This is a genomic window from Actinophytocola sp. NPDC049390 (genome assembly GCF_044466355.1).
Taxonomy (GTDB): Bacteria; Actinomycetota; Actinomycetes; order Mycobacteriales; family Pseudonocardiaceae; genus Actinophytocola.
The window spans coordinates 96,378-115,268 of sequence record NZ_JBITMQ010000017.1 but is presented as its reverse complement, the minus strand read 5'-3'; the positions used below and the strand labels follow the sequence as shown (position 1 = coordinate 115,268).

Sequence of the window (18,891 nt, the reverse complement as noted above, 5' to 3'; positions counted from 1 at the left end):
AACATAGTAACTATCGCCCGGGCGAACGGCGACGCCGGACCGCGGCTCCCGCCCATCCGGTGAGACCCGCGCCGACCACGAGCAGCGCGGTACCGGCGAGGAACTCGCCGAGGGACCGCCCTCCGGCACCGGCAGGCAGGTAGACAGAGCGGCGAGCGGTGAAGGTGCCCGACTCGTTCTGCCGCACCGGCAGCCACACCTCCGCCGTCGTACCACCGGCGCGAAGTTCCGCGTAGACGAACCACAACCCGGACGAGGGCAGGTCGATGGCGCCGTCGAAAGCGGACCGGCCCGCCAACGGTGCGACGACGACCCGGCCCGCACGCCGTGCCACCAGCGCCCCCGGGGCCCATTCGCGCCCCTGGGCGTCGTTCACGTCGTCGACACGCACGGACACCCCACCCGCGCCGTCTCCGGACACGGTGAACCGTGCGGTCGCCAGTTCCTCACCCTGTCCCGGGTCGTGCGCCCGAGCAGGCGGCGCCGGCCAAGACGCCGCCAGGAACAACGCCAGGACGACAGCGCCGGACACGAGGCGGCCGTTCATCACCGCGATCAGGACCACGGCCAGCACCGGGGCGACGATCGCGGCAGCCACCAAGGTGGGCCCGGTCGCCACCGCGCTGATCCCGGTGGCGGACGCCACCACCTGGAGCACGACGATCGCGAGACCGGCCAGAGGCCAGCGAGCACGGCCCCATTTCGCAGGGGCCTCCAGCAGGAGCAGGCCGAGCAACGCGATCGGGACGTCGGGCGTGACCCACCCCCCGATCATGAAGCCCACGAAGATGCCAAGCCGGAACACGAGGTAGCCGAGCACGGTCCAGGCCACGACGACCGAGTCGGCCACGAGCGTGCGGACGACCCGCGCCACCCCGAGGGCGACAGCGAGGAGCACCGGCAGGTACAGCGCCTCGGTGAACTGTGGGACGTCGGTCTCGTACTCGAGGACGACCACCTCCGCCGCTCCCAGCAGGAGCACGGCCAGCGCGGTGCGTGCGGGACGGGAAGCGGCGGCCCCGAGCAGGACCGCCACGACGAGTACGGCGGTGCCGATGACCGACAGCAGGTGCGGTGGCGACCACAACACGGAGTCGCGGCCGAACGCGGCGTGCCAGGCCGCGTCCGCTGGCGCGGCGCCCGCAGTGACCACTCCAGCCGCCACGGCGAGCGCGAGGCCTGGCGTCGCGAACACCGACCGGACCGAACGGGTCCGCCACAGCGTCGTCAGCAGCCACACGGCCAGCACGACACCGACAAGCCCCACGGACACGTAGAGGAGAAGGTGTGGCGGGATCAGAGCGCTGTCGCGGCCGATCTCCGTGTGCCAGCCGTCGTCCCAGTACGTGGCAACCAATCCGAGGGCTCCCGCGCCGACGATCGTCCACACCGCACCCGGCGGCACAGCGCAATCCGCTCTGGTCACGACTTGACCAGCCGCGCGACCACGTTGCTCATCTCGCGCACCTTGGCGTCCATCGTGTCCACACCTGAGGCGACCGCCTCGGCCACGCATTCCTTGAGGTGCTGACCGATCAGGCCGACCGCCACTACCTCCAGAGCACTCACGACCGACGAGATCTGCGTGAGCACGTCGACACAGTCGGCGTCCTCGTCGACCATCCGTTGAATCCCGCGCACCTGCCCTTCGGCACGGCGCAGCCGATGCAGGAGACCCCGCTTGTCGCTGACATCGCCTCGCATGCCGTCCTCCACTGTGGCCGGACCGACGAGGGCCGGGGCAAAGGTATTACGGAAGATCGTACTATCAGCAATAGTAGACAATTCGACGCCGTTACCCTACTGTGACCGCGGTCCAAGCCCGTTCCCCACAACAGGAGTTGCAGCAGTCGTGAGACCGCGTGCCCGTCGTGCCACCGCCAGGACCGCAGTCGCCGCCGTGGCCCTGCTCGTCACCCTTCCCCATGTCGCGGCCACCGCACAGCCCGCCGACGACGCGACGGACCCCATGGAGCGTTACGAGCAACTCGGCGCCAAGGCCGCACAGACCGAGGAGGACCTCTCCGAAGCACAGGACGCCCTCGCCGCCAAGAAGCGAGATCGAGACGCGGCCAAGGCCGCTCTCGACAAGGCGACGAAGACGCTGAACGAGGCAGTACAGGCCGAGAACACGTTCCGCGGCGAGACTGACACGCTGACCACCAGCATGTACCAGAACGGTCCCCTCGCGAGCTGGTCAGCCGTGTTCACCAGCGGCTCGACGGACGAGTTCCTCGACAAGATGTCGGCCATCGAGGTGCTGTCCGCGGACCACGCGGACACCCTCGCCCGGCTCTCCGCCATACGCACCAAGGCCGACAAGGCGCGTGCGGCGGCCGCAGAGGCCCAGAAGCGGGCACAGGACGCGACAACCGCGGCCGAGAACGCCGTCAACACGCTCAAGAAGAAGCAGGCCGACCTGGACGATCAGATCGAGCAGGTGCGCGAGGCCCTGGGCGAGCTGAGCCCTGAGGACCGCGACCGTCTCGGCACGGTCCAGGACAACGGCATCTACCTCGGCCCGCCCGGCGCGGCCAACGACGCACTGCAGGCCGCGTTGAGCAAGCGCGGCTCGGAGTACGAGTGGGGCGCCACCGGGCCCTACGAGTTCGACTGCTCCGGCCTGACCTCGTGGGCGTACAAGCAGGCCGGCATCACCATCCCCCGCACCAGCCGCCAGCAGTGGACAGCGGGCAAGGCGGTGTCGCTCGACGCGCTCGTGCCCGGCGACCTGCTGTTCTACGACGACGGCACCGGCAACCCCGGCGCGATCCACCACGTCGGCATGTATGTCGGCGACGGCCGCATGGTCGACGCACCGACCGAGGGCCAGCTCGTCGACGTCCGCTCGATGGAAGGCGACGGCCACCTGATCGGCGCCCGCCGGATCGTCGGCTGACGGCAGCTCGTTACGCAGGGTGCACCACATCGCGGTTCACCCTGCGTAACATGACCTCCCGACGAGGAGGTGCCATGCGTGGTCTCGGCGAGCTGGAAGCCGCGGTGATGAACGTGCTCTGGGACAACGCCGAACCCATGAAGGTCCGCGCCGTCCTCGAACGGCTCGACACCGGCAAGCAACTCGCGTACACCACCGTGATGACCGTGCTGGACAAGCTGCACCGCAAGCAGTGGGTACAACGCGAACTGCACGGCAAGGCCTACTCGTACGAAGCGGCCTTCAGCCGTGAAGAGGCCTCGGCACGGGCGCTGCGGGAGGTCCTCGACTCCTCGGCCGATCCCGGCGCCGTGCTGGCGCACTTCATCGCGTCCGTGTCCAACGAGGAGACCGAGCTCCTGCGGAACGAACTGCGCAAGAAGCGAATCCGGCGACGCTGACGCTCCGGCCGCCGGGTGGCGCGCCTGAAGGTCGCCGCCACCGCCCCGACCGCGAGTACGACGAGGCCCCATTCCGGAAGGACCCCGAGCCTGGTCGCCAGGGTGCGATCCGATCGCAACGGAACGCTGTCGACCAGCGTTTCCGCCGTGAACTGGCCGGTCCGCGCGGTCACGGTGCCATCGGGGAGCACGATCGCGCTCACCCCACTGGTCGACGCGACCACCACGGCTCGCCCGTGCTCGACGGCGCGCACTCTGGCCATCGCCAGCTGCTGGTAGGTCATCTCGGTCCGGCCGAACCAGGCGTTGTTGGTCGGCACCACGAGCAACCGCGCGCCGGCCTGGGCGGCCTCGCCGAGCACGTCGTCGTAGGCGACCTCGTAGCAGATGGCGACGCCCATCCGGACGGAGCCGACGTCGAACAGGCCGGGCCGGTCACCCGGGACCATGTCGCTGTCCGGATCATCTGAGAACGGCGTCAGCGCGGCCGCGACGCTCCGCAGCGGGACGAACTCGCCGAAGGGCACGAGCCGCTGCTTCGCGTACTCGGCCGTCGCGCCCTGCCCGGGCATCCAGAGCACCATCCGGTTGCTCACACGCCCGTCGGGTGCCTCGGCGACCCCGCCGGCGAGCACCGGGACCCCGAGCGCTTCGGCGAGGTGATCGAGTTCCGGGTCCCGGCGATCCGCCTCGAACCTGGTCGACGACTCCGGGAACACCACCAGATCCGGTGGCGGCACCCTCCCCGCGCCGACGTCCGCGATCAGCTCACGTGCCTCCGCGACATGCCCGGCCCGGATCTCCGCGCTCCGGCCGCGGATCCGGATGCCGTCGTCGGGCGCGTTGCCCTGCACCACCGCAACAGTCAGTCGATCGGAGTCGGCACCAGCGTCGACGGTCGGCAGCATCGCGGCTCCCGCGGCCACTGGCAGCACGGCGAGCGCGAGAGCGGCCCGCCATCGTCCACTCCGCACCCTGGCGACTGCCACCGCGAGCGCACATCCCGTGAGCACCACGGCGAAGCACACGAGCACGGCACCACCGGCACCGGCCAACGGAAGGAAGACGCCTTCCGGCTGGGTGAACGCGATCCGCCCCCACGGGAACCCGCCGTAGGGCACGCGCGAGCGCACCGCCTCGACGGTCACGAACACGGCCGCCATCCACACGGAAGATGCAGGCAGGCGGCTCACGCGGGCCATCCCCGCGCCCGCCACCCCGAAGAACACGGCTTCGAGCACGGTCAGCCCCACCCAGGGCCAGATGCCGAACTCCGCGCCAAGGAAGTCGTCGAGCCACCCGAGCAGCGGCAGGAGGTACGCGACGCCGAACAGGAACCCGTGGCCGAACCCGGCCTTCCCCGAACGACCCCTGACCACCGCGGCGAACACGGCGAAGGACACGGGCACCAGCCACCACAGCTCACGCGGCGGCGATGCGACGTACAGGCCCGCACCAGCCACGAGCGTCAGAAGACACCGCACGGCGGCGCGGCCTCGTTCGGCACGCCGTGATGCGGGGTCGACGGTCATGTGGCGGTCCCCTCCGGCAACGTTCTACTATCGTGCATAGTAGCGATCGTCTGGAGCCGCTCGGTGCACTGCCCACATATCACCACGTCCGCGTGCTACCTGCTCGGTGCCCTGTCCAACGGGGAACGCCAGGAGTTCTACCGCCATGCGGCCGACTGCGCCGAGTGCCGACAGGGAATCGACGATCTGCTCCCGGTCGTGCTGGTCCTGTGGCGGACACGTGCACTCCTCGGCGGACCGGACGAGGACGACCACTGGCCGACGTGAGCCCTGTTTACCGCCTCGGCACCCGGGTACGCCGCTCTACTAGCTGTGATGTCCGGGGAGGTTGGTCAGCCGGGTGATGGGTGGTTGGCCTCCGAGGGCGGAGTGTGCTCGGTGGTGATTGTAGAAGTGGATCCAGTCGGGCAGGGCTTGTCGGCGTTCGTGTTCTGATTGGTAGTGGCGGGTGTAGGCCCAGCCGTCGGCCAGGGTGCGGTGGAAGCGTTCGATCTTGCCGTTGGTTTGCGGCCGGTAGGGCCGGGTTCGTTTTGGTGTGATGCCCAGGTCGGTGCAGGTGTCCTGCCAGGTGTGGGAGCGGTAGCAGGAGCCGTTGTCGGAGAGCACGCGTTCGACGGTGACTCCGTGGTGGGCGAACCATGTGACCGCTCGTTTGAGCACGCCCGTCGCGGTGACCGCGGTTTCGTCGGTGTGGATCTCGGCGTAGGCGACGGGGGAGTGGTCGTCGATCACGGTATGCACGAACGCGGTGCCGGTGCGGGGGTTTCGGTCTGTGCCTCGGGACAGTCCTGGGGTGGCGCGTCTGTTGCGGGCGCCTTGGCGGCGGCCGACGTAGCGGTGGCCACCGCCGTCGGGGATGTTGCCGAACTTGGTGACGTCGACATGCAGAAGCGAGCCCGGGTGAGGGTGTTCGTAGCGGCGTAAGGGTTCGCCGGTGACCCGGTCGAGGTGGGTGAGCCGGTTGATCCGGCAGCGGACCAGCACCGCGTGCACCGTCGAGGCCGGGATGCCCAGCCGGCCGGCGATCTGGACCGGCCCCAGCCGCTGCCGCCACCGCAACGCCACGATCCGCCGCACCACCGGCTCGGCGGTCTTGGTCGGGCTGTGATGCGGGCGCGAGCTGCGGTCGGCCATTCCCGCGATGCCTTCGTCGCGGTAGCGGTCAGCCCATTTCCGGGCGGTCTTCTCCGCGACCATGAACATCTTCGCCGCCTCAGCAGGCGGCCAGTCCTCCTCGACGACCAGACGAGCAAGACGCAGCCGGGCACGCGGGGTCAACGCAGCATTAGGGTGGGACACGAAGGCCTCCGGACATGTGAAGCGGTTCCTAGACAGCTCCACTTCACAACCAGAGGCCTTCACCTGTCAGCACGACAGACCAACATCACCCCAAACCAGAACAACGTCCCTGGACATCACAACTAGCCCGCCTAGTAGAACGATCGACGACCGGAGGGATCATGAGCCAGACCGCACAGATGCTCGAGACCTACCCCGCTGACCTCGGCGGAGTCGACCGAGAGGCACTCGCCCGCTGCATCGACGAGTGCTTCACGTGCGCCCAAGCCTGCACGGCCTGCGCGGACGCCTGCCTGAGCGAGAAGAGCGTCGCCGACCTGACCAAGTGCATCCGCTCGAACCTCGACTGCGCTGACATCTGCGATACGACCGGGCGGGTGTTGTCGCGGCACACCGGTTACGACGCCACCCTCACCCGCGCCACGCTCGAGGCGTGCGCCACGGCGTGCAAGGCCTGCGGCGACGAGTGCGAACGCCACGCCGGCCACCACGACCACTGCCGGGTCTGCGCGGAGTCCTGCCACCGCTGCGAGCAGGCGTGCCGCGAACTCCTGTCCACGCTCGGCTGAACCCAACCGTGAGCCGCCGATCGGAGCACCGTGGCCGGTACCTGGCCGTCGTGTACGCAGGTGCAACTATGCTGCATAGTAAGAACGGCGACCGAGGAGACCCCTGTGGCGCGACACCACCATGTCCGGCGGCTCGTCCCGCTCGTGGTCACCGGCCTGTTGCTGGCTGCGTGCGGTCAGCAACAGGCCGGTGAGACGCCCGCGGCCGCCGGGGAGGTGACAGAACTCGCCCACGTGCACGGGCTCGGAGTCGATCCCGCCGACGGCGCTCTCTATGCGGCCAGCCACCACGGCGTGTTCCGCGTTTCCGACGGCGGGGAACCGGTCAAAGTATCCGAGACGCAGGACACCATGGGATTCACCGTCGTGGGTCCCGGTCATTTCCTGGGAAGCGGGCACCCGAGTCCGGACGACACCGACCGGCCGCCGCACCTCGGTCTCATCGAGAGCACCGACACCGGCCGCACCTGGCGTACGCTCTCCCTCTCCGGTGAGGTCGACTTCCACGCCCTGGAGGCGAAGCACGGCCAAGTGTACGGCTTCGACAGCCAGACCCAGCAGGTCATGGTCAGCACGGATCGAAAGACATGGGACCGGCGCGCACGGCTGTCCCTTGCGGACTTCGCCGTCGACCCCGCCGACCCCGACACGCTCCTCGCCACCACCGAGCAGGGGCTGGCGCGCAGCACGGACGGCGGGCGCACCTTCACCCCCGTGCCGAACGCACCGACACTCCTGCTCGTCGACTGGCCGGCCGAGTCGACGTTGGTTGCCGTCTCACCGGACGGCACCGTCCAACGCAGCTCCGACTCCGGGGCTACGTGGACCAGCGCAGGCTCGGCGCCCGGGGCGCCGGAAGCGCTCGCGACCAGGGGACCGTCGGAGATCTACGTCGCGACCGACGGCGGCATCCACCGGTCGGCCGACGGAGGCGCGTCCTTCACTTCTGTCGACGGCTGACGCCAATGGTCTGAACAAGTACGGTGGAATCATGATCAGCCCCAAGGTGGTCACCACGCGCTGGCTTCTGCTGTGCGTGCTGACCTTCGGGTTGATCGGGATGCACCACCTCGGCTGGATGTCACAGCCCTGCGGCGCACCGGCCGAGCCCATGTCCAGCATGTCCGTTCAGATGCCGGACGACGTGATGTCGGCCGTGTCACCATCAGCCGACCAGCAGGCCCCCACCACTGGCCGTCGAACACACCACGGCGTTGACGACCTACTGCATCTCTGCCTCGCCGTGCTCGTCGCGGGCCTGGCGCTCATCGGACTGTGGGGCCATGCGCGCAGGTCGGCCAGAAACCCGGACGACGAACGACTGCCGCAGGTCGCGCCGCGGCGGCGGCCACCGCATCCACCTCCCGTCCCGGCATCACCTCTGACCGTACTGGGCGTGCTCCGGCTGTGATCGGTCCCGCGGCGGCGTTCGGCTCTTCCGAGCACGAATGCCGCTTTCGCCTGCCCTGATCCCCGCAGCGAAGGACATCGAGGTCGACATGGTCAGTCACGATCTACACGAGCAACTCCCCCGGGAATGGCAGGAAGCACTCGCCGGCACCACGAAGAGGATCATCATCGTTGGCGGTGGTATCGCGGGCTTGCGCACTGCGGAAGCACTCCGGGAACGAGGTTTTTCGGGCCCCCTGTTAGGCATCACAGCCGAGCCGCTACCGCCGTACGACCGGTCGCAACTGTCCACAGTGGCGCTGAGCGATCCCGATTGGCACGGCGTGTCGACTCCGTCGTCCGTCAAGGGGTTCTGGTGGTTCCTCGGTCACAAGGCGGTGGGCCTGGACCTGGCCACGAGGCAGGTCCAGGTCGACGACGGCCGCCGCATCGACTACGACGGCCTGGTCATCGCCACCGGCCGACGCGCCAGAACACTCAAGTCGGCGCCGCAGGCCCTCCAGTTGCGCACCATGGCGGACGCGGAGCGACTGCGGTCGGTACTCCACTCCGGACCGCGGCACCTCGTGGTCGTCGGCGGTGGGCTGACCGGGATGGAGGTCGCGTCCGTCGCCGCCACGCTCGGGTGGGAGGTCACGGTCGCCGACCGTCGGCCCCACCCGCTCACGGAGAGCCTCGGTTCCACCGTGGCCGAATGGGTGTGGCGCAGGCATCGGGACCACGGCGTCCGCCTGCGGTTCGGAGAGCGGGTCGTCGCGGTCCATCCAGGTGACCGGCAGCGCGTGGAGTTCGCGGACGGCACGACGATCGACGCTGACGTGGTCCTGGCCTGCGTCGGTACCGTTCCCAACACCGAGTGGCTGGCAGGTTCGGGCCTCGACGTCAGTGGCGTCGTCCGGACCGACGACCAGCAGCAGGTGCTCACCAGCACCGGTCAGCCCGCGGAGGGCGTGGTCGCGGTCGGTGATGTGATCTCGCACCAGGTGGCGCTCTCCGACGGCCAGAGGTTCGAGTGGAGCCATTGGGACCTCACCGTCAGCGACGCGCAGCGTGCGGCTGCGACGCTGCTCGGGCAGGGCCTTTCGGCCGTGGCCGCACGGAGCTTCGCGACCCGGCTCTACACGCACGAGGTACACGTCGTCGGCCTTCCGTACGGCACCGAGTCCGTCGTCGAGAGTGATCATCCCGGCTTCCTCGTGCGGTACCACGACAACGGAACCCTCATCGGTGCTGTCGCGGTCGATCAGCCGGATCGCGTGTCCGATCTACTACAGGAAGTCACCCCACAGCGCTGATCGAGCCGGAGTGATGGGGGACCAACGATGCCCAGTCGTACGTAGTGCGATAGTTGGCGACCGATGCGCCCGGTACGCCGCGGCGAATCACGCTATATACCCATAGGGGGTAGATGTATATTCAACCGGGTCGCGGACGCGGCACCGGGGCCATAACATCTGCCCAGGTAGAAGGAGGCGAGCGTGACATCCAGCGTGGTGGTGTTGCTCGTCGCCGTCATCGTCGTCGTGGGTGGTCTGTACGGGCTCGCGACGCTGGTCCGGCTCGGGCGGACCCTCACCGACGTGCGTCCGTTCCTGTCCGGGCACGAGCCGACCGAGCACGCGGTCTCCCGCTACCACGTTCGCTGGTACACGCTCACGATGATCTTCCTGGCGTTCGACATGGAGATGGTGTTCATGTACCCGTGGACGCTCGTCGTCGCCGAGGAAGGGGTGACGGCGGTCGTGGAGATGTTCGTCTTCCTGGGCATCCTCTTCGCGGGCGTCACCTACGCGTGGCGGGAGGGTGCGCTGCGGTGGACGTGACCTCGTGGCTCCTCCGTCGTACCGCTCCCCGTGTGTTGCTGCTCACCGCGCCGGGCGGGACTGAGGCTCGGCTTGCCGTCGAGCGGCTCATCCGGGAACGGGGGTGGCGCTTGGCGATGAGCCCTGGCGAGGCGAACACGGTGATCGTCGCGGGTACCGATCACCGGTTCGAGGAACACATTCGGCGGGTCTGGGACACGGTGCCCGCCCCTCGGGTGCGGGTGGACGTCGCGACCGCGACGCACGCCGAGCACGAGCTGGACGCGGTGCTCGGCATGCTCCACGACACCGAACGGCAACGCGCGGAAGCCGCACGTGCCGCTTCCCCGGAAGGGATGGCCCACGAGGACCACGAGCCCCAGGCAAGCCACGAGCAGCACAGCGAGCACGGAACCCACGAAGGCCACGGAACGCACGAAGCCCACGAGGGTCACGAAGATCACGCCGACCACGCGTCTCATGGCGACCATGGCGGACACAGCGACCACACATCCCATGGCGGGCACCAGTCTCACGGCGGGCATGACGACCACGGCGGACATGGCAGCGCCCATGAGATGAGTCACCAGCACGGTGGTTCCGGCCACATGGGCCACGGTGGACACGACCATCACATGGCGGGCATGGAGATGCCCGGTGGCGTGGCGATGGCCGATCGCGCGGAGGACCGGGACGGGCTCACCCTCGACCAGCTGCACGTGCCGCTCGGCCCGGCGCTCCCGCTCTGGCCCGCCGGGCTCATCGTCCACACACGACTCCAGGGCGACGTGATCCAGCAGGCGTCCGTCGAACTGCTCGCCGCACACCACGACACGTTCTGGTCCCACCACCCGGTGGCCCGCCGCCTGGACTCGTGCTACCGGCTCCTCGCCCTGGCTGGCTGGGAGGACGCGGCCACCACCGCTCAGCGGCTGCGGGACGAGGTACTCGCGGGGCACTCCCCCGACGTGCGCCGCTGGGCTGCGCGTGTCCGTCGCTCGCGAACGTTGCGCTGGCTGTTGTCCGGCGTCGGCGTGACCTCGGCGGGCGACGACGCGCTCGACCGCCTCCACCGGTGGCTCGACACGACGACGGAGCAGCCGGGGACACAGTGGACGGTCGATGCCCTGCCTGCCCTGCTCGAAGGAGCCGAGCTGGCGACCGCCCGGTTGATCGTCGCCAGTCTCGACCTCGAACTCCACGCCGTCCATGAGGTGCACCGTGGTTGAGGTCACGCCGTGGTGGGGCGGGCTCCTGCTGCTCGCGCTCCTGGCACTCTTCGCGCTGGGCGGGGCGTCCTTCGACGCGGTCCTCGCGGGCCGGGCGGCGGGCCGACGCGCGCTTCCGTCAGCGATCGAACCCTTGCGGTCGACGGCAGGGCTCCTGGTGCAGCAGCGACGACGGCCGCTGGCCGCCGACTCGCTGTTGTGGCGCGGCGCCGGTGTCGCGCTGCTGTTCGCGGCGGTCATGGCGTCCCTGGCCACCCCGCTGGGCACCTGGGCGGTCACCGACATGCCGGTCGGCGTCGTGTGGTTCAACGCGATGGAGATCGTCGCGTGGGCCGCGGTGTGGCTCGCCGGGTGGGGACCGAACTCGGCGTTCTCCCTGGTGGGCGGCTACCGCTTCGTCGCCCAGGGCCTCGCCTACGAGCTGCCGCACATGTTCGTGCTGACGACCGCCGCCCTCGGCGCCGGGTCGCTGCGCGTCCGCGATGTCGTCGCCGCGCAGCAGGACGTGTGGTTCGTGGTGTGGATGCCGGTCGCCTTCGTCGTCTACCTGGTGTCGGTGCCGGCCATGGCGTTCTTCCGGCCGTTCGACCACGCGACCGGCGCGGACCTCGCCGGTGGCGCCCGTGCCGAGCTGTCCGGTGTGGACCGGTTGGTGTTCGTCGCCGGGCAGTGGCTGCTGCTGGTGTCCGGGGCCGCGATGGCCGTGCCGCTGTTCCTCGGCGGCGGGAGCGGGCCGCTGCTGCCGGGCTGGCTGTGGTCGCTCGTGAAGACGGCGGCCGTGCTCGGTGTGCTGGTGTGGGCAGGGCGACGGCTGCCGACGATCCGGATGGAGCGGTTCACCGAGATCGCCTGGCTGGTCCTCATCCCCGCCACCCTGCTGCAGGCACTGTTCGTGTCCATTGTGGTCATCCAGGAGGGATAGCGATGTGGCGTGAGGTCCTGTTCTGGGTGTGTGCCGCGGGCTCCGTCGCGACCGGTGTCGCGGTGTTCCGGGTGGACTCGATGGCGCGGGCGACCTTCGCGCTGCTGGCCTCGTTCCTCTTCGCGGCGGGCACCGTACTGCTGGTGGAGCTGACCTACCTCGGCGTGCTCGTCATCCTCATGATGGTCATGGAGATGGTGATCATGGTCGTGTTCATGCTGATGTACATGATGAACCCGGCCGGTCTCATGCCGATGTCCATGGTGCACAACAAGAAGGGCTCGCTGGTCATCGCGACCGGCACGTTCGTCGTGCTGGGCGCGGGCGCCTACCTGATCGACTGGCCGGCCTCGGACGCCCCACGTCCGGCCGACCCGACCATGGCGCTCGGCGAGGCACTCATGGGACCGAAGATGCTGACGATGATCGTCCTGGGCCTGGCCCTGTTCGCCACGATCATCGCCACCGTCGTGCTGGCCACGAACCGGGGCCGGTACGACCGGTACGGCGACCGCCTCGACCGCGAGCGTCCCGACGACCCCGTGCGAGGTGGGCTGTGAGTCTGTCCGACTACCTGCTGCTGGCCGCCGGGCTGTTCAGCGTCGGCCTCTACGGCGCGCTGTCCCAGCAGTCCATCGTGATGATCATGATGGGCCTGGAGCTGATGGTCAACGGGATCATCGTCGGCGGTGCCGCGTTCTGGTACTTCACCGCACCCGACCGACCCGACGGACAGGTCGTCATCGTCCTCGCGATCACCGCCATGGCGATCGAGATGGCCGCGGGCTTCGCGGTCACCACCGCCGTGTTCCGGGCTCGGGACGTCGACATGACCGACATGGCCGCGGACCTGAAGGACTGATCGGCCGTGTCGCTCTGGTTCCTGGTCGCGCTGCCGCTCGTCGTGGGCGGTGCCTTGCTGGTCGGCGGTCGTCGCGCCGACCGGTTCGCCGCGGTGACCGCGACGGCCACCGCCGCCGCCACGGTCGTCCTCGCGGTGCTCACGGCGGTGCAACGACCCGCCGTCTCCGCCACCTACCTGGACGGCATCGCGTTCGCCCTGCGAGTCGACGGCCTGTCCGCGGTGATGGTGGTCGTCGTCGCGGTCGTCCTCCTGGCGGTGCTCGTGTTCGCGGCGGGCGAGTTCGACGACCGCGAGGCCCGTGCCCGGTTCTTCGGTCTCATGCTGCTGTTCTCCGGCGCGATGCTGGTCACCGTTACCGCGACCACGCTGCTGGCGTTGCTCATGGCCTGGGAGGTCATGGGAGCGGCGTCCTATGCGCTGATCGGTTACTGGTGGCGCGAGCCGAGGCGCGCGACGTCCGGCACCATCGCGTTCCTGACCACCCGCGGCGGGGACCTCGGCCTGTACCTGGCCGCGGGTGCCGCGCTGGCGGGCGGGCTCGGCGGTCTGGAACTGGCCGGGCTGAGCGGGTTGCCCGACGGGTGGCGCGACGTTGTCAGCGCGAGCCTGGTGGTCGCGGCGTTCGGCAAGTCGGCACAGCTGCCGTTCAGCTTCTGGCTCTCCCGTGCCATGGACGGTCCCAGCCCGGTGTCCGCGTTGCTGCACTCGGCGACCATGGTCGCGGCGGGCGCCTACCTGCTGGTGCGGCTCGAGCCGCTCCTCGCCGCCACGCCGTGGGCCGCGACCGTCGTCGCGTGGGGTGGTGCGCTGACCGCGCTCCTGCTCGGCGCGGTGGCCGTCGCCCAGACCGACCTCAAGCAGCTGCTCGCGGCATCCACGTGTGCCCAAGTCGGATTCATGGTGCTCGCTGCGGGGGCGGGCGGTGCAGCTGCTGGGGCCGGGCATCTGGTGACGCACGCGGTCACCAAGAGCCTGCTCTTCCTGTGCGCGGGGGCGTGGCTGACGGCGATCGGCAGCAAGCAGCTCCCGGTCCTGCGGGGTGCGGCGCGCCGGTTCCCGGTCGTCGGGGTCGCGTTCACCGTGGGGGCGGCTGCGCTGGCAGGTGTCCCGCCGCTGTCCCTGTGGGTCACCAAAGACCACGTGCTCGCCAACGCACTGCACGACTCGGCCCCGCTGTACCTCGTCGGTCTGGCGGCCGCGGTGCTCAGCGCCGCCTACGCGACCCGCGCGGTCGTGCTGGTGTGGTCGCCGTCCATTCCGGACGCTGTGCCGGAGGAACAGGGCACCGGCACGGTGAACCTGTGGCAGCGCGTGCCACTCCCGGTTCTCGCGGTCGGTGCCGTCGCGCTCGGCGTCGTGGTCGTCCCCTCGGTGTGGGGCGGGTTCGCGGACGTCGTGCTCGACGGCTCCGACGTGGCCCCGGCCTGGTGGGAGCTGGTGCTGTCCGGGGCGCTCGCGCTGCTCGCGGCGGGCACGACGGCGGTCGTGACGCGGCGCCGGGGCGACCTGCGCGTCGGGGAAGGTCTGCAGGCATGGTTCGGGCTGGAGCGCCTTGCCCGCGCGCTGGTCTACCGGCCGATGCTCGCGGGCGCCGACCGGCTGGCCCGGTTCGACGACCGTGCCGTGGCCGGAAGCGTCCAGGCCACCGCCGCCGTCGGCGCCGCGTTCGCCCGTGTGGTCGACGCGCGTGCCGAGTGGTCCGTCGACCGGGCCGTGCGCGCGGTGGCCGACGGGTTCCGCGCTCTGGGCAGGCTGGCGCGACGCCCGCAGACCGGCCAGCTGCACCACTACTACGCACAGGCGGTCGTCGCGCTCGCGGCGCTGGCCGTCCTGTTGCTCCTGATCGGACGAAGGTGAGGTGAGCGTGCTCAGCATCGTCGTCTTCCTGCCCCTCGTGGCGGCCGCGGCCCTGCTGGCCGTGCCGCGTGTCAGTGACGCGGTCGTGCGCTGGACGTGGATCGCGGTGAGCGCGGTCGATCTCGGGCTCGTGGTTGTGCTCTGGCTGGGCTACGAGTCCGGTCCCGGGTACGCCTACGAGGTGAACCGGCGCTGGATCCCCAGCGTCAGCTCTGGCTACCACATCGGCGTCGATGGCCTGAGCCTGCCGCTGGTCGCGCTGACCGCCGTGCTGTTCCTCGCCTGCGCGATCTACTCGTTCCGGCAGACCGACCGGCTCCGGTCGTTCGCGGCGCTGTTCCTGTTCCTGGAGACAGTGTGCCTCGGCGTGTTCGTGTCGCTGGACCTGATCCTGTTCTTCGTGTTCTTCGACCTGTCGATCGTCGGCATGTACTTCGTCATCGCCGGGTGGGGGCACCGCAACGCGGCGAAGGCGGCGCTGCAGTTCTTCCTGTACACGTTCGTCGGGTCGCTCGCGCTGTTGCTCGGGTTCATCGGCCTGTACCTCGCCGCGGAGCCGCACACGTTCGACATCGTCCTGCTCGCCGAGCAGAACCCCCTGGCAGGCCGGGGAACCATCGCCGCGCTCGTGTTGCTGGCGCTCGTGGTCGGGCTCGCGATCAAGACGCCGACCGTGCCGTTCCACACCTGGCTGCCACCGGCACACACCGAGGCTCCGGCCGCGGGATCGGCGATCCTCGCCGGGGTCCTGCTGAAGCTCGGCACCTACGGGTTCGTGCGGATCGCGATGCCGATGCTCCCGGAGACCTGGCGTTCCTGGGGTGTGGCGATCGTGGTCGTCGGGGTGGTCAGCGTGCTGTACGGCGCGCTGGTCGCGTTGGCGCAGAAGGATTTCAAGCGGATGATCGCGTACACGTCGGTCAACCACATGGGCTACGTCATCCTCGCCGTGGGCGCCGCCGGGCTGCTGTCCACATCGGACGAGCAGGCGCACGACCTCGCGGTCACCGGCGCGGTCACGCAGATGGTCAGCCACGGCCTCATCACCGGCGCGTTGTTCCTGCTCGCCGGTGTGCTGTACGAGCGCGGCGGCACGTACGACCTCGACTCCTACGGCGGGCTCGCGGGCACGGCACCCCGGTTCGCCGGTCTCACGGCCATCGCCGCGTTCGCCTCGCTTGGCCTGCCCGGGTTCTCCGGGTTCATCGCCGAGTTCCAGATCTTCACCGGCGCCCTGCCCGGCGCACCTGTCGCGACCGCGTTGGCGTTCCTCGGGATCCTCGTCACCGCCGCGCTGTTCCTCCGCGCCTACCAACGGGTGTTCCTGGGACCGGCCAACAGCCGTCTTCCGCGGAGCGACCCCCAGACCCCCGGTCCCGGTGTCGCCGACCTCACCGCGACCGAGACGCTCTCGATCGCGCCGCTGATGGTGCTGACGATCGTGCTCGGCCTGTTCCCCCGGTTCCTGCTCGACCTCGTCGAACCCGCGGCGAACGTGCTCGGCACCTTGGTGAGCCGGTGAACAGGACAGCCTCGTGAACCCGGACATGACGGAGGACATGGCCGCGACGATGCTCGCGGACCTGGGCATGCTCATGCCCGAACTGCTGCTCGCGGGCACCGCCGTCCTCGGGCTCCTGCTCGGCTCGTTCCTGCCCCGCCACCGCCAGTGGCTGGTCCGCGCCCTCGCAGCGGCTGCGACCGTGGCCGCGCTGGTCTACACCGTCGTCGACTGGCCGCAGGAACCCGCGTCGGTGTTCTCGGGCACCTACGCGATCGACACCGCCACCGCCGCGACCCGGCTCGCCGTACTCGTGTCCGTGCTGCTCGTGCTGGCGATGGCCAGCCCGCAGATCGCCGGGCACGCACGCGAGACCGAGTTCGTGATCCTGTTGCTGCTCGGCGCGCTGGGTGCGGTACTGCTGGCCGGCGCCAACGATCTCCTGCTCATGGCCGCCGCTTACCTGCTGGCCAGCGTGCCGCTCTACGCCCTGGTCGCGTTCGCCAAGGACAGCCTCGGCACCGAGGCAAGCCTGAAGTACTACCTGCTCGGGGCGCTGCTCGGCACCGTCATGCTGTTCGGCGTCATGATCCTCGCCGGTGTTGGGACGGGCAGCGACTACACCACGCTCCACCACATGGCGGGCATGGCACCCGCCGTGGCCGCCGCGGTCGGTGTGGTCGCGGTGCTCGCCGGGCTGCTGTTCAAGGCAGGAGCCGTGCCGGGCCACTTCTGGGTCCCGGACGTCACCGAAGGCACGAGTCCCGCGGTCGGCGCCATCGTCACCACGATCCCCAAGATCGGCGCGGTCGTGGCGTTGTACCGGTTCGCCGCCGTCCCCGTCGCCTCCACCGGCCTCGACTGGCCCCTGCTGATCGCCGTGCTCGCGGCCGTGACGATGACACTCGGCAACCTCGGAGCGTTCTTCCAGACCAACGTGCGCCGCCTGCTCGCCTACTCCACGATCAGCCAGGTCGGCTACCTCCTGATGGCCGTTGCCGTGGCCGAGCAGGCCGACCTCGCGCTGTCCAGCCTGCTGCTCTACGTCGCGGCGTACGCGGTGACCAACCTCGGCGCGTTCGCCGTGGTCTGCGCCCTCCCCCAGGCCCACACCCTCGACGACTTCCGCGGCCTGCGCAGGCACCACCCCTGGCTCGCCGTCAGCCTGGCCGTCTGCCTGCTCGGGCTCGTCGGCACCCCGCCCACGGGCGTGTTCGCCGGGAAGCTCACGGTCTTCACGGCCACCGCCGACGCGGGCCTGTGGTGGCTGCTCGTCATCGCGGCGGTCAACACCGTCGCCAGCGTCTTCTACTACCTGCGATGGATCGTGCCCGCCATGCGCTCCGGTGACGACCTCCCCCACCCAGGCCGCACCGGCACCCTCACCGCCTACGTCGCGGCCGTGGTGTCCATCGTGGTCGGACTCGCGGCAGGGCCGGTCCTCGCCGCGATCGACGGCGGTCTTCTCCGTCCCTGACGCGTCGAACCCCTACGATGACGCCGAAACCAGGGAGGTGGCATGCACGGTCTTGGCGAACTGGAAGCCGCGGTGATGGACGTGCTGTGGCGCGAAGGCATCCCGCGCAAGGTGCGCGAGGTGCTCGAACGGCTCGACACCGGACGGCAGCTCGCCTACACGACGGTGATGACCGTGCTGGACAACCTGCATCGCAAGGAGTGGGTCGACCGGGAACTGGACGGGAAGGCCTACCTGTACAACGCGGTCATGACCCGCGAAGAGGCCGCGGCACGCGCACTGCGGCACATCCTCGACACGTCCGGGGACCCCCACGGCGTGCTGATGCACTTCGTGGCCTCGGTGTCCGACGAGGAGACCGACATCCTGCGCGGCGCGCTGCGCAAGAAGCGGCGCCGTTGATCGCAATACCCTACCCTGGTACCGAAAATCTACGAGGGGGCCTAGTAGCAACCGGGGCACAGCCGGTAACCTCCAACCTACGGTGCGCGATAGTAGACACGCGCCGTCTGCCAGGGGTTGGAGGAGTGCATGGTGGAGACGGCGACCCACACCTTCCACATCAAGAACATGCACTGCGACGACTGCGCAAGCCTGATCGACGACACCTTGCGCGCACTTCCCGGCGTGCACACCGCGCACGCGAAGTACAAGACCCGCGAAGTCCAGGTCCAGTTGGATCCTCGGCGGGCGAGCCCGGAATCCGTGACCGCGGCGATCGTCGAACTCGGCTTCCAACTCAAGCCGCCCAGCGAACCGAAAACCCGGCCGGCCGAGCCTGTCGAAGCGCAGGTATCGGACGCGGCATGGCAACTGCTGGAGCCTCTGCTGGGCGACGAGGCACGCACACGACGCCTGTTCGAAGGCATCGCCTACAAGCACCGGAACGGCGTGCCATGGCGTGAGGTACACCCGGCGTTCGGACCGTGGCAGACGCTCTACGCGCGCCTGGCTCGCTGGCGCTCGGACGGCACGTGGGCGAAGGTCGCCCAAGCCGCCCAGAACAGTGCGTTCGCCGACGAACTCGGATGGGTCGCATCCGTCGGCAGGTGAGGGTTCGCCCCTTCCTTTGACCAGCGGGCAGTTCCC

20 protein-coding genes and 1 pseudogene are annotated in these 18,891 nt (G+C 69.7%); 17 read left to right on the top strand and 4 right to left on the bottom strand.

All coding sequences use genetic code 11. The features are described from left to right. Positions 1-10 precede the first annotated feature (10 nt). Positions 11-1,426: a hypothetical protein gene (locus ACIBVP_RS37580; protein WP_396111245.1), complete on the bottom strand. Its 1,416-nt coding sequence runs from the start codon at positions 1,424-1,426 to the stop codon at positions 11-13. Continuing rightward, positions 1,423-1,704: a metal-sensitive transcriptional regulator gene (locus tag ACIBVP_RS37575; RefSeq protein ID WP_396111244.1), complete on the bottom strand. Its 282-nt coding sequence runs from the start codon at positions 1,702-1,704 to the stop codon at positions 1,423-1,425. The genes ACIBVP_RS37580 and ACIBVP_RS37575 overlap by 4 nt, the downstream gene beginning before the upstream one ends. Positions 1,705-1,852: 148 nt before the next feature. Here ACIBVP_RS37575 and ACIBVP_RS37570 point away from each other — a divergent pair, with 148 nt between their 5' ends. Together ACIBVP_RS37570 and ACIBVP_RS37565 are read left to right on the top strand one after the other, a co-directional pair. Continuing rightward, complete coding sequence (locus ACIBVP_RS37570) at positions 1,853-2,899, top strand: C40 family peptidase (protein ID WP_396111243.1); 1,047 nt, start codon at positions 1,853-1,855, stop codon at positions 2,897-2,899. A 74-nt stretch (positions 2,900-2,973) separates the two neighbouring features. Further along, positions 2,974-3,339 carry a BlaI/MecI/CopY family transcriptional regulator gene (locus tag ACIBVP_RS37565; protein WP_396111348.1) on the top strand — a complete coding sequence of 122 codons (366 nt, stop codon included), beginning with the start codon at positions 2,974-2,976 and terminating at the stop codon, positions 3,337-3,339. Positions 3,340-3,467: 128 nt separating this feature from the next. Here ACIBVP_RS37565 and lnt read toward each other — a convergent pair. Beyond that, positions 3,468-4,871, bottom strand: a pseudogene (lnt, locus tag ACIBVP_RS37560) (apolipoprotein N-acyltransferase); the annotation flags it as partial. A 63-nt stretch (positions 4,872-4,934) separates the two neighbouring features. Here lnt and ACIBVP_RS37555 point away from each other — a divergent pair. Beyond that, the gene (locus ACIBVP_RS37555) at positions 4,935-5,138 is read left to right on the top strand and encodes a zf-HC2 domain-containing protein (protein WP_396111242.1); all 204 of its coding nucleotides are present in this window, start codon (positions 4,935-4,937) and stop codon (positions 5,136-5,138) included. Between the two features lie 39 nt (positions 5,139-5,177). Here ACIBVP_RS37555 and ACIBVP_RS37550 read toward each other — a convergent pair whose 3' ends face one another. Then, positions 5,178-6,170 (bottom strand): IS481 family transposase, encoded by a 993-nt coding sequence (locus tag ACIBVP_RS37550; RefSeq protein ID WP_396111347.1) that lies wholly within the window; start codon positions 6,168-6,170, stop codon positions 5,178-5,180. Between the two features lie 161 nt (positions 6,171-6,331). Here ACIBVP_RS37550 and ACIBVP_RS37545 point away from each other — a divergent pair, with 161 nt between their 5' ends. The 14 genes from ACIBVP_RS37545 to ACIBVP_RS37480 all read left to right on the top strand — a co-directional run bounded on the left by ACIBVP_RS37545 (position 6,332) and on the right by ACIBVP_RS37480 (position 18,855). Beyond that, positions 6,332-6,739: a four-helix bundle copper-binding protein gene (locus ACIBVP_RS37545; RefSeq protein ID WP_396111241.1), complete on the top strand. Its 408-nt coding sequence runs from the start codon at positions 6,332-6,334 to the stop codon at positions 6,737-6,739. A 105-nt stretch (positions 6,740-6,844) separates the two neighbouring features. Further along, complete coding sequence (locus ACIBVP_RS37540) at positions 6,845-7,699, top strand: F510_1955 family glycosylhydrolase (protein WP_396111240.1); 855 nt, start codon at positions 6,845-6,847, stop codon at positions 7,697-7,699. A 31-nt stretch (positions 7,700-7,730) separates the two neighbouring features. Beyond that, the gene (locus ACIBVP_RS37535; RefSeq protein ID WP_396111239.1) at positions 7,731-8,150 is read left to right on the top strand and encodes a DUF6153 family protein; all 420 of its coding nucleotides are present in this window, start codon (positions 7,731-7,733) and stop codon (positions 8,148-8,150) included. A gap of 37 nt (positions 8,151-8,187) precedes the next feature. Then, a complete protein-coding gene (locus tag ACIBVP_RS37530; protein ID WP_396111238.1) occupies positions 8,188-9,444 on the top strand; it encodes an NAD(P)/FAD-dependent oxidoreductase in 1,257 nt (418 codons plus the stop codon). Positions 9,445-9,627: 183 nt separating this feature from the next. Then, positions 9,628-9,972: an NADH-quinone oxidoreductase subunit A gene (locus ACIBVP_RS37525; RefSeq protein WP_396111237.1), complete on the top strand. Its 345-nt coding sequence runs from the start codon at positions 9,628-9,630 to the stop codon at positions 9,970-9,972. A 116-nt stretch (positions 9,973-10,088) separates the two neighbouring features. After that, positions 10,089-11,180 carry a hypothetical protein gene (locus ACIBVP_RS37520; RefSeq protein ID WP_396111236.1) on the top strand — a complete coding sequence of 364 codons (1,092 nt, stop codon included), beginning with the start codon at positions 10,089-10,091 and terminating at the stop codon, positions 11,178-11,180. Then, positions 11,173-12,102 (top strand): complex I subunit 1 family protein, encoded by a 930-nt coding sequence (locus ACIBVP_RS37515; protein WP_396111235.1) that lies wholly within the window; start codon positions 11,173-11,175, stop codon positions 12,100-12,102. Before ACIBVP_RS37520 ends, ACIBVP_RS37515 begins: the two co-directional genes overlap by 8 nt. Before the next feature lie 2 nt (positions 12,103-12,104). Continuing rightward, positions 12,105-12,662 (top strand): NADH-quinone oxidoreductase subunit J, encoded by a 558-nt coding sequence (locus tag ACIBVP_RS37510; protein ID WP_396111234.1) that lies wholly within the window; start codon positions 12,105-12,107, stop codon positions 12,660-12,662. Then, on the top strand, positions 12,659-12,964 hold the full coding sequence (gene nuoK, locus ACIBVP_RS37505; protein ID WP_396111233.1) for an NADH-quinone oxidoreductase subunit NuoK: 306 nt from the start codon (positions 12,659-12,661) through the stop codon (positions 12,962-12,964). Before ACIBVP_RS37510 ends, nuoK begins: the two co-directional genes overlap by 4 nt. A 6-nt stretch (positions 12,965-12,970) precedes the next feature. Next, positions 12,971-14,824: an NADH-quinone oxidoreductase subunit L gene (locus ACIBVP_RS37500; RefSeq protein WP_396111232.1), complete on the top strand. Its 1,854-nt coding sequence runs from the start codon at positions 12,971-12,973 to the stop codon at positions 14,822-14,824. Positions 14,825-14,831: 7 nt separating this feature from the next. Next, entirely contained in the window at positions 14,832-16,346 is a 1,515-nt protein-coding gene (locus ACIBVP_RS37495) for a NuoM family protein (RefSeq protein ID WP_396111346.1), read from the top strand. Positions 16,347-16,359: 13 nt separating this feature from the next. Beyond that, positions 16,360-17,802: an NADH-quinone oxidoreductase subunit N gene (locus tag ACIBVP_RS37490; protein WP_396111231.1), complete on the top strand. Its 1,443-nt coding sequence runs from the start codon at positions 16,360-16,362 to the stop codon at positions 17,800-17,802. 42 nt (positions 17,803-17,844) lie between these two features. Then, the gene (locus ACIBVP_RS37485; protein ID WP_396111230.1) at positions 17,845-18,204 is read left to right on the top strand and encodes a BlaI/MecI/CopY family transcriptional regulator; all 360 of its coding nucleotides are present in this window, start codon (positions 17,845-17,847) and stop codon (positions 18,202-18,204) included. Between the two features lie 129 nt (positions 18,205-18,333). Continuing rightward, entirely contained in the window at positions 18,334-18,855 is a 522-nt protein-coding gene (locus ACIBVP_RS37480; RefSeq protein ID WP_396111229.1) for a transposase, read from the top strand. The last annotated feature ends 36 nt before the right edge of the window (positions 18,856-18,891 follow it).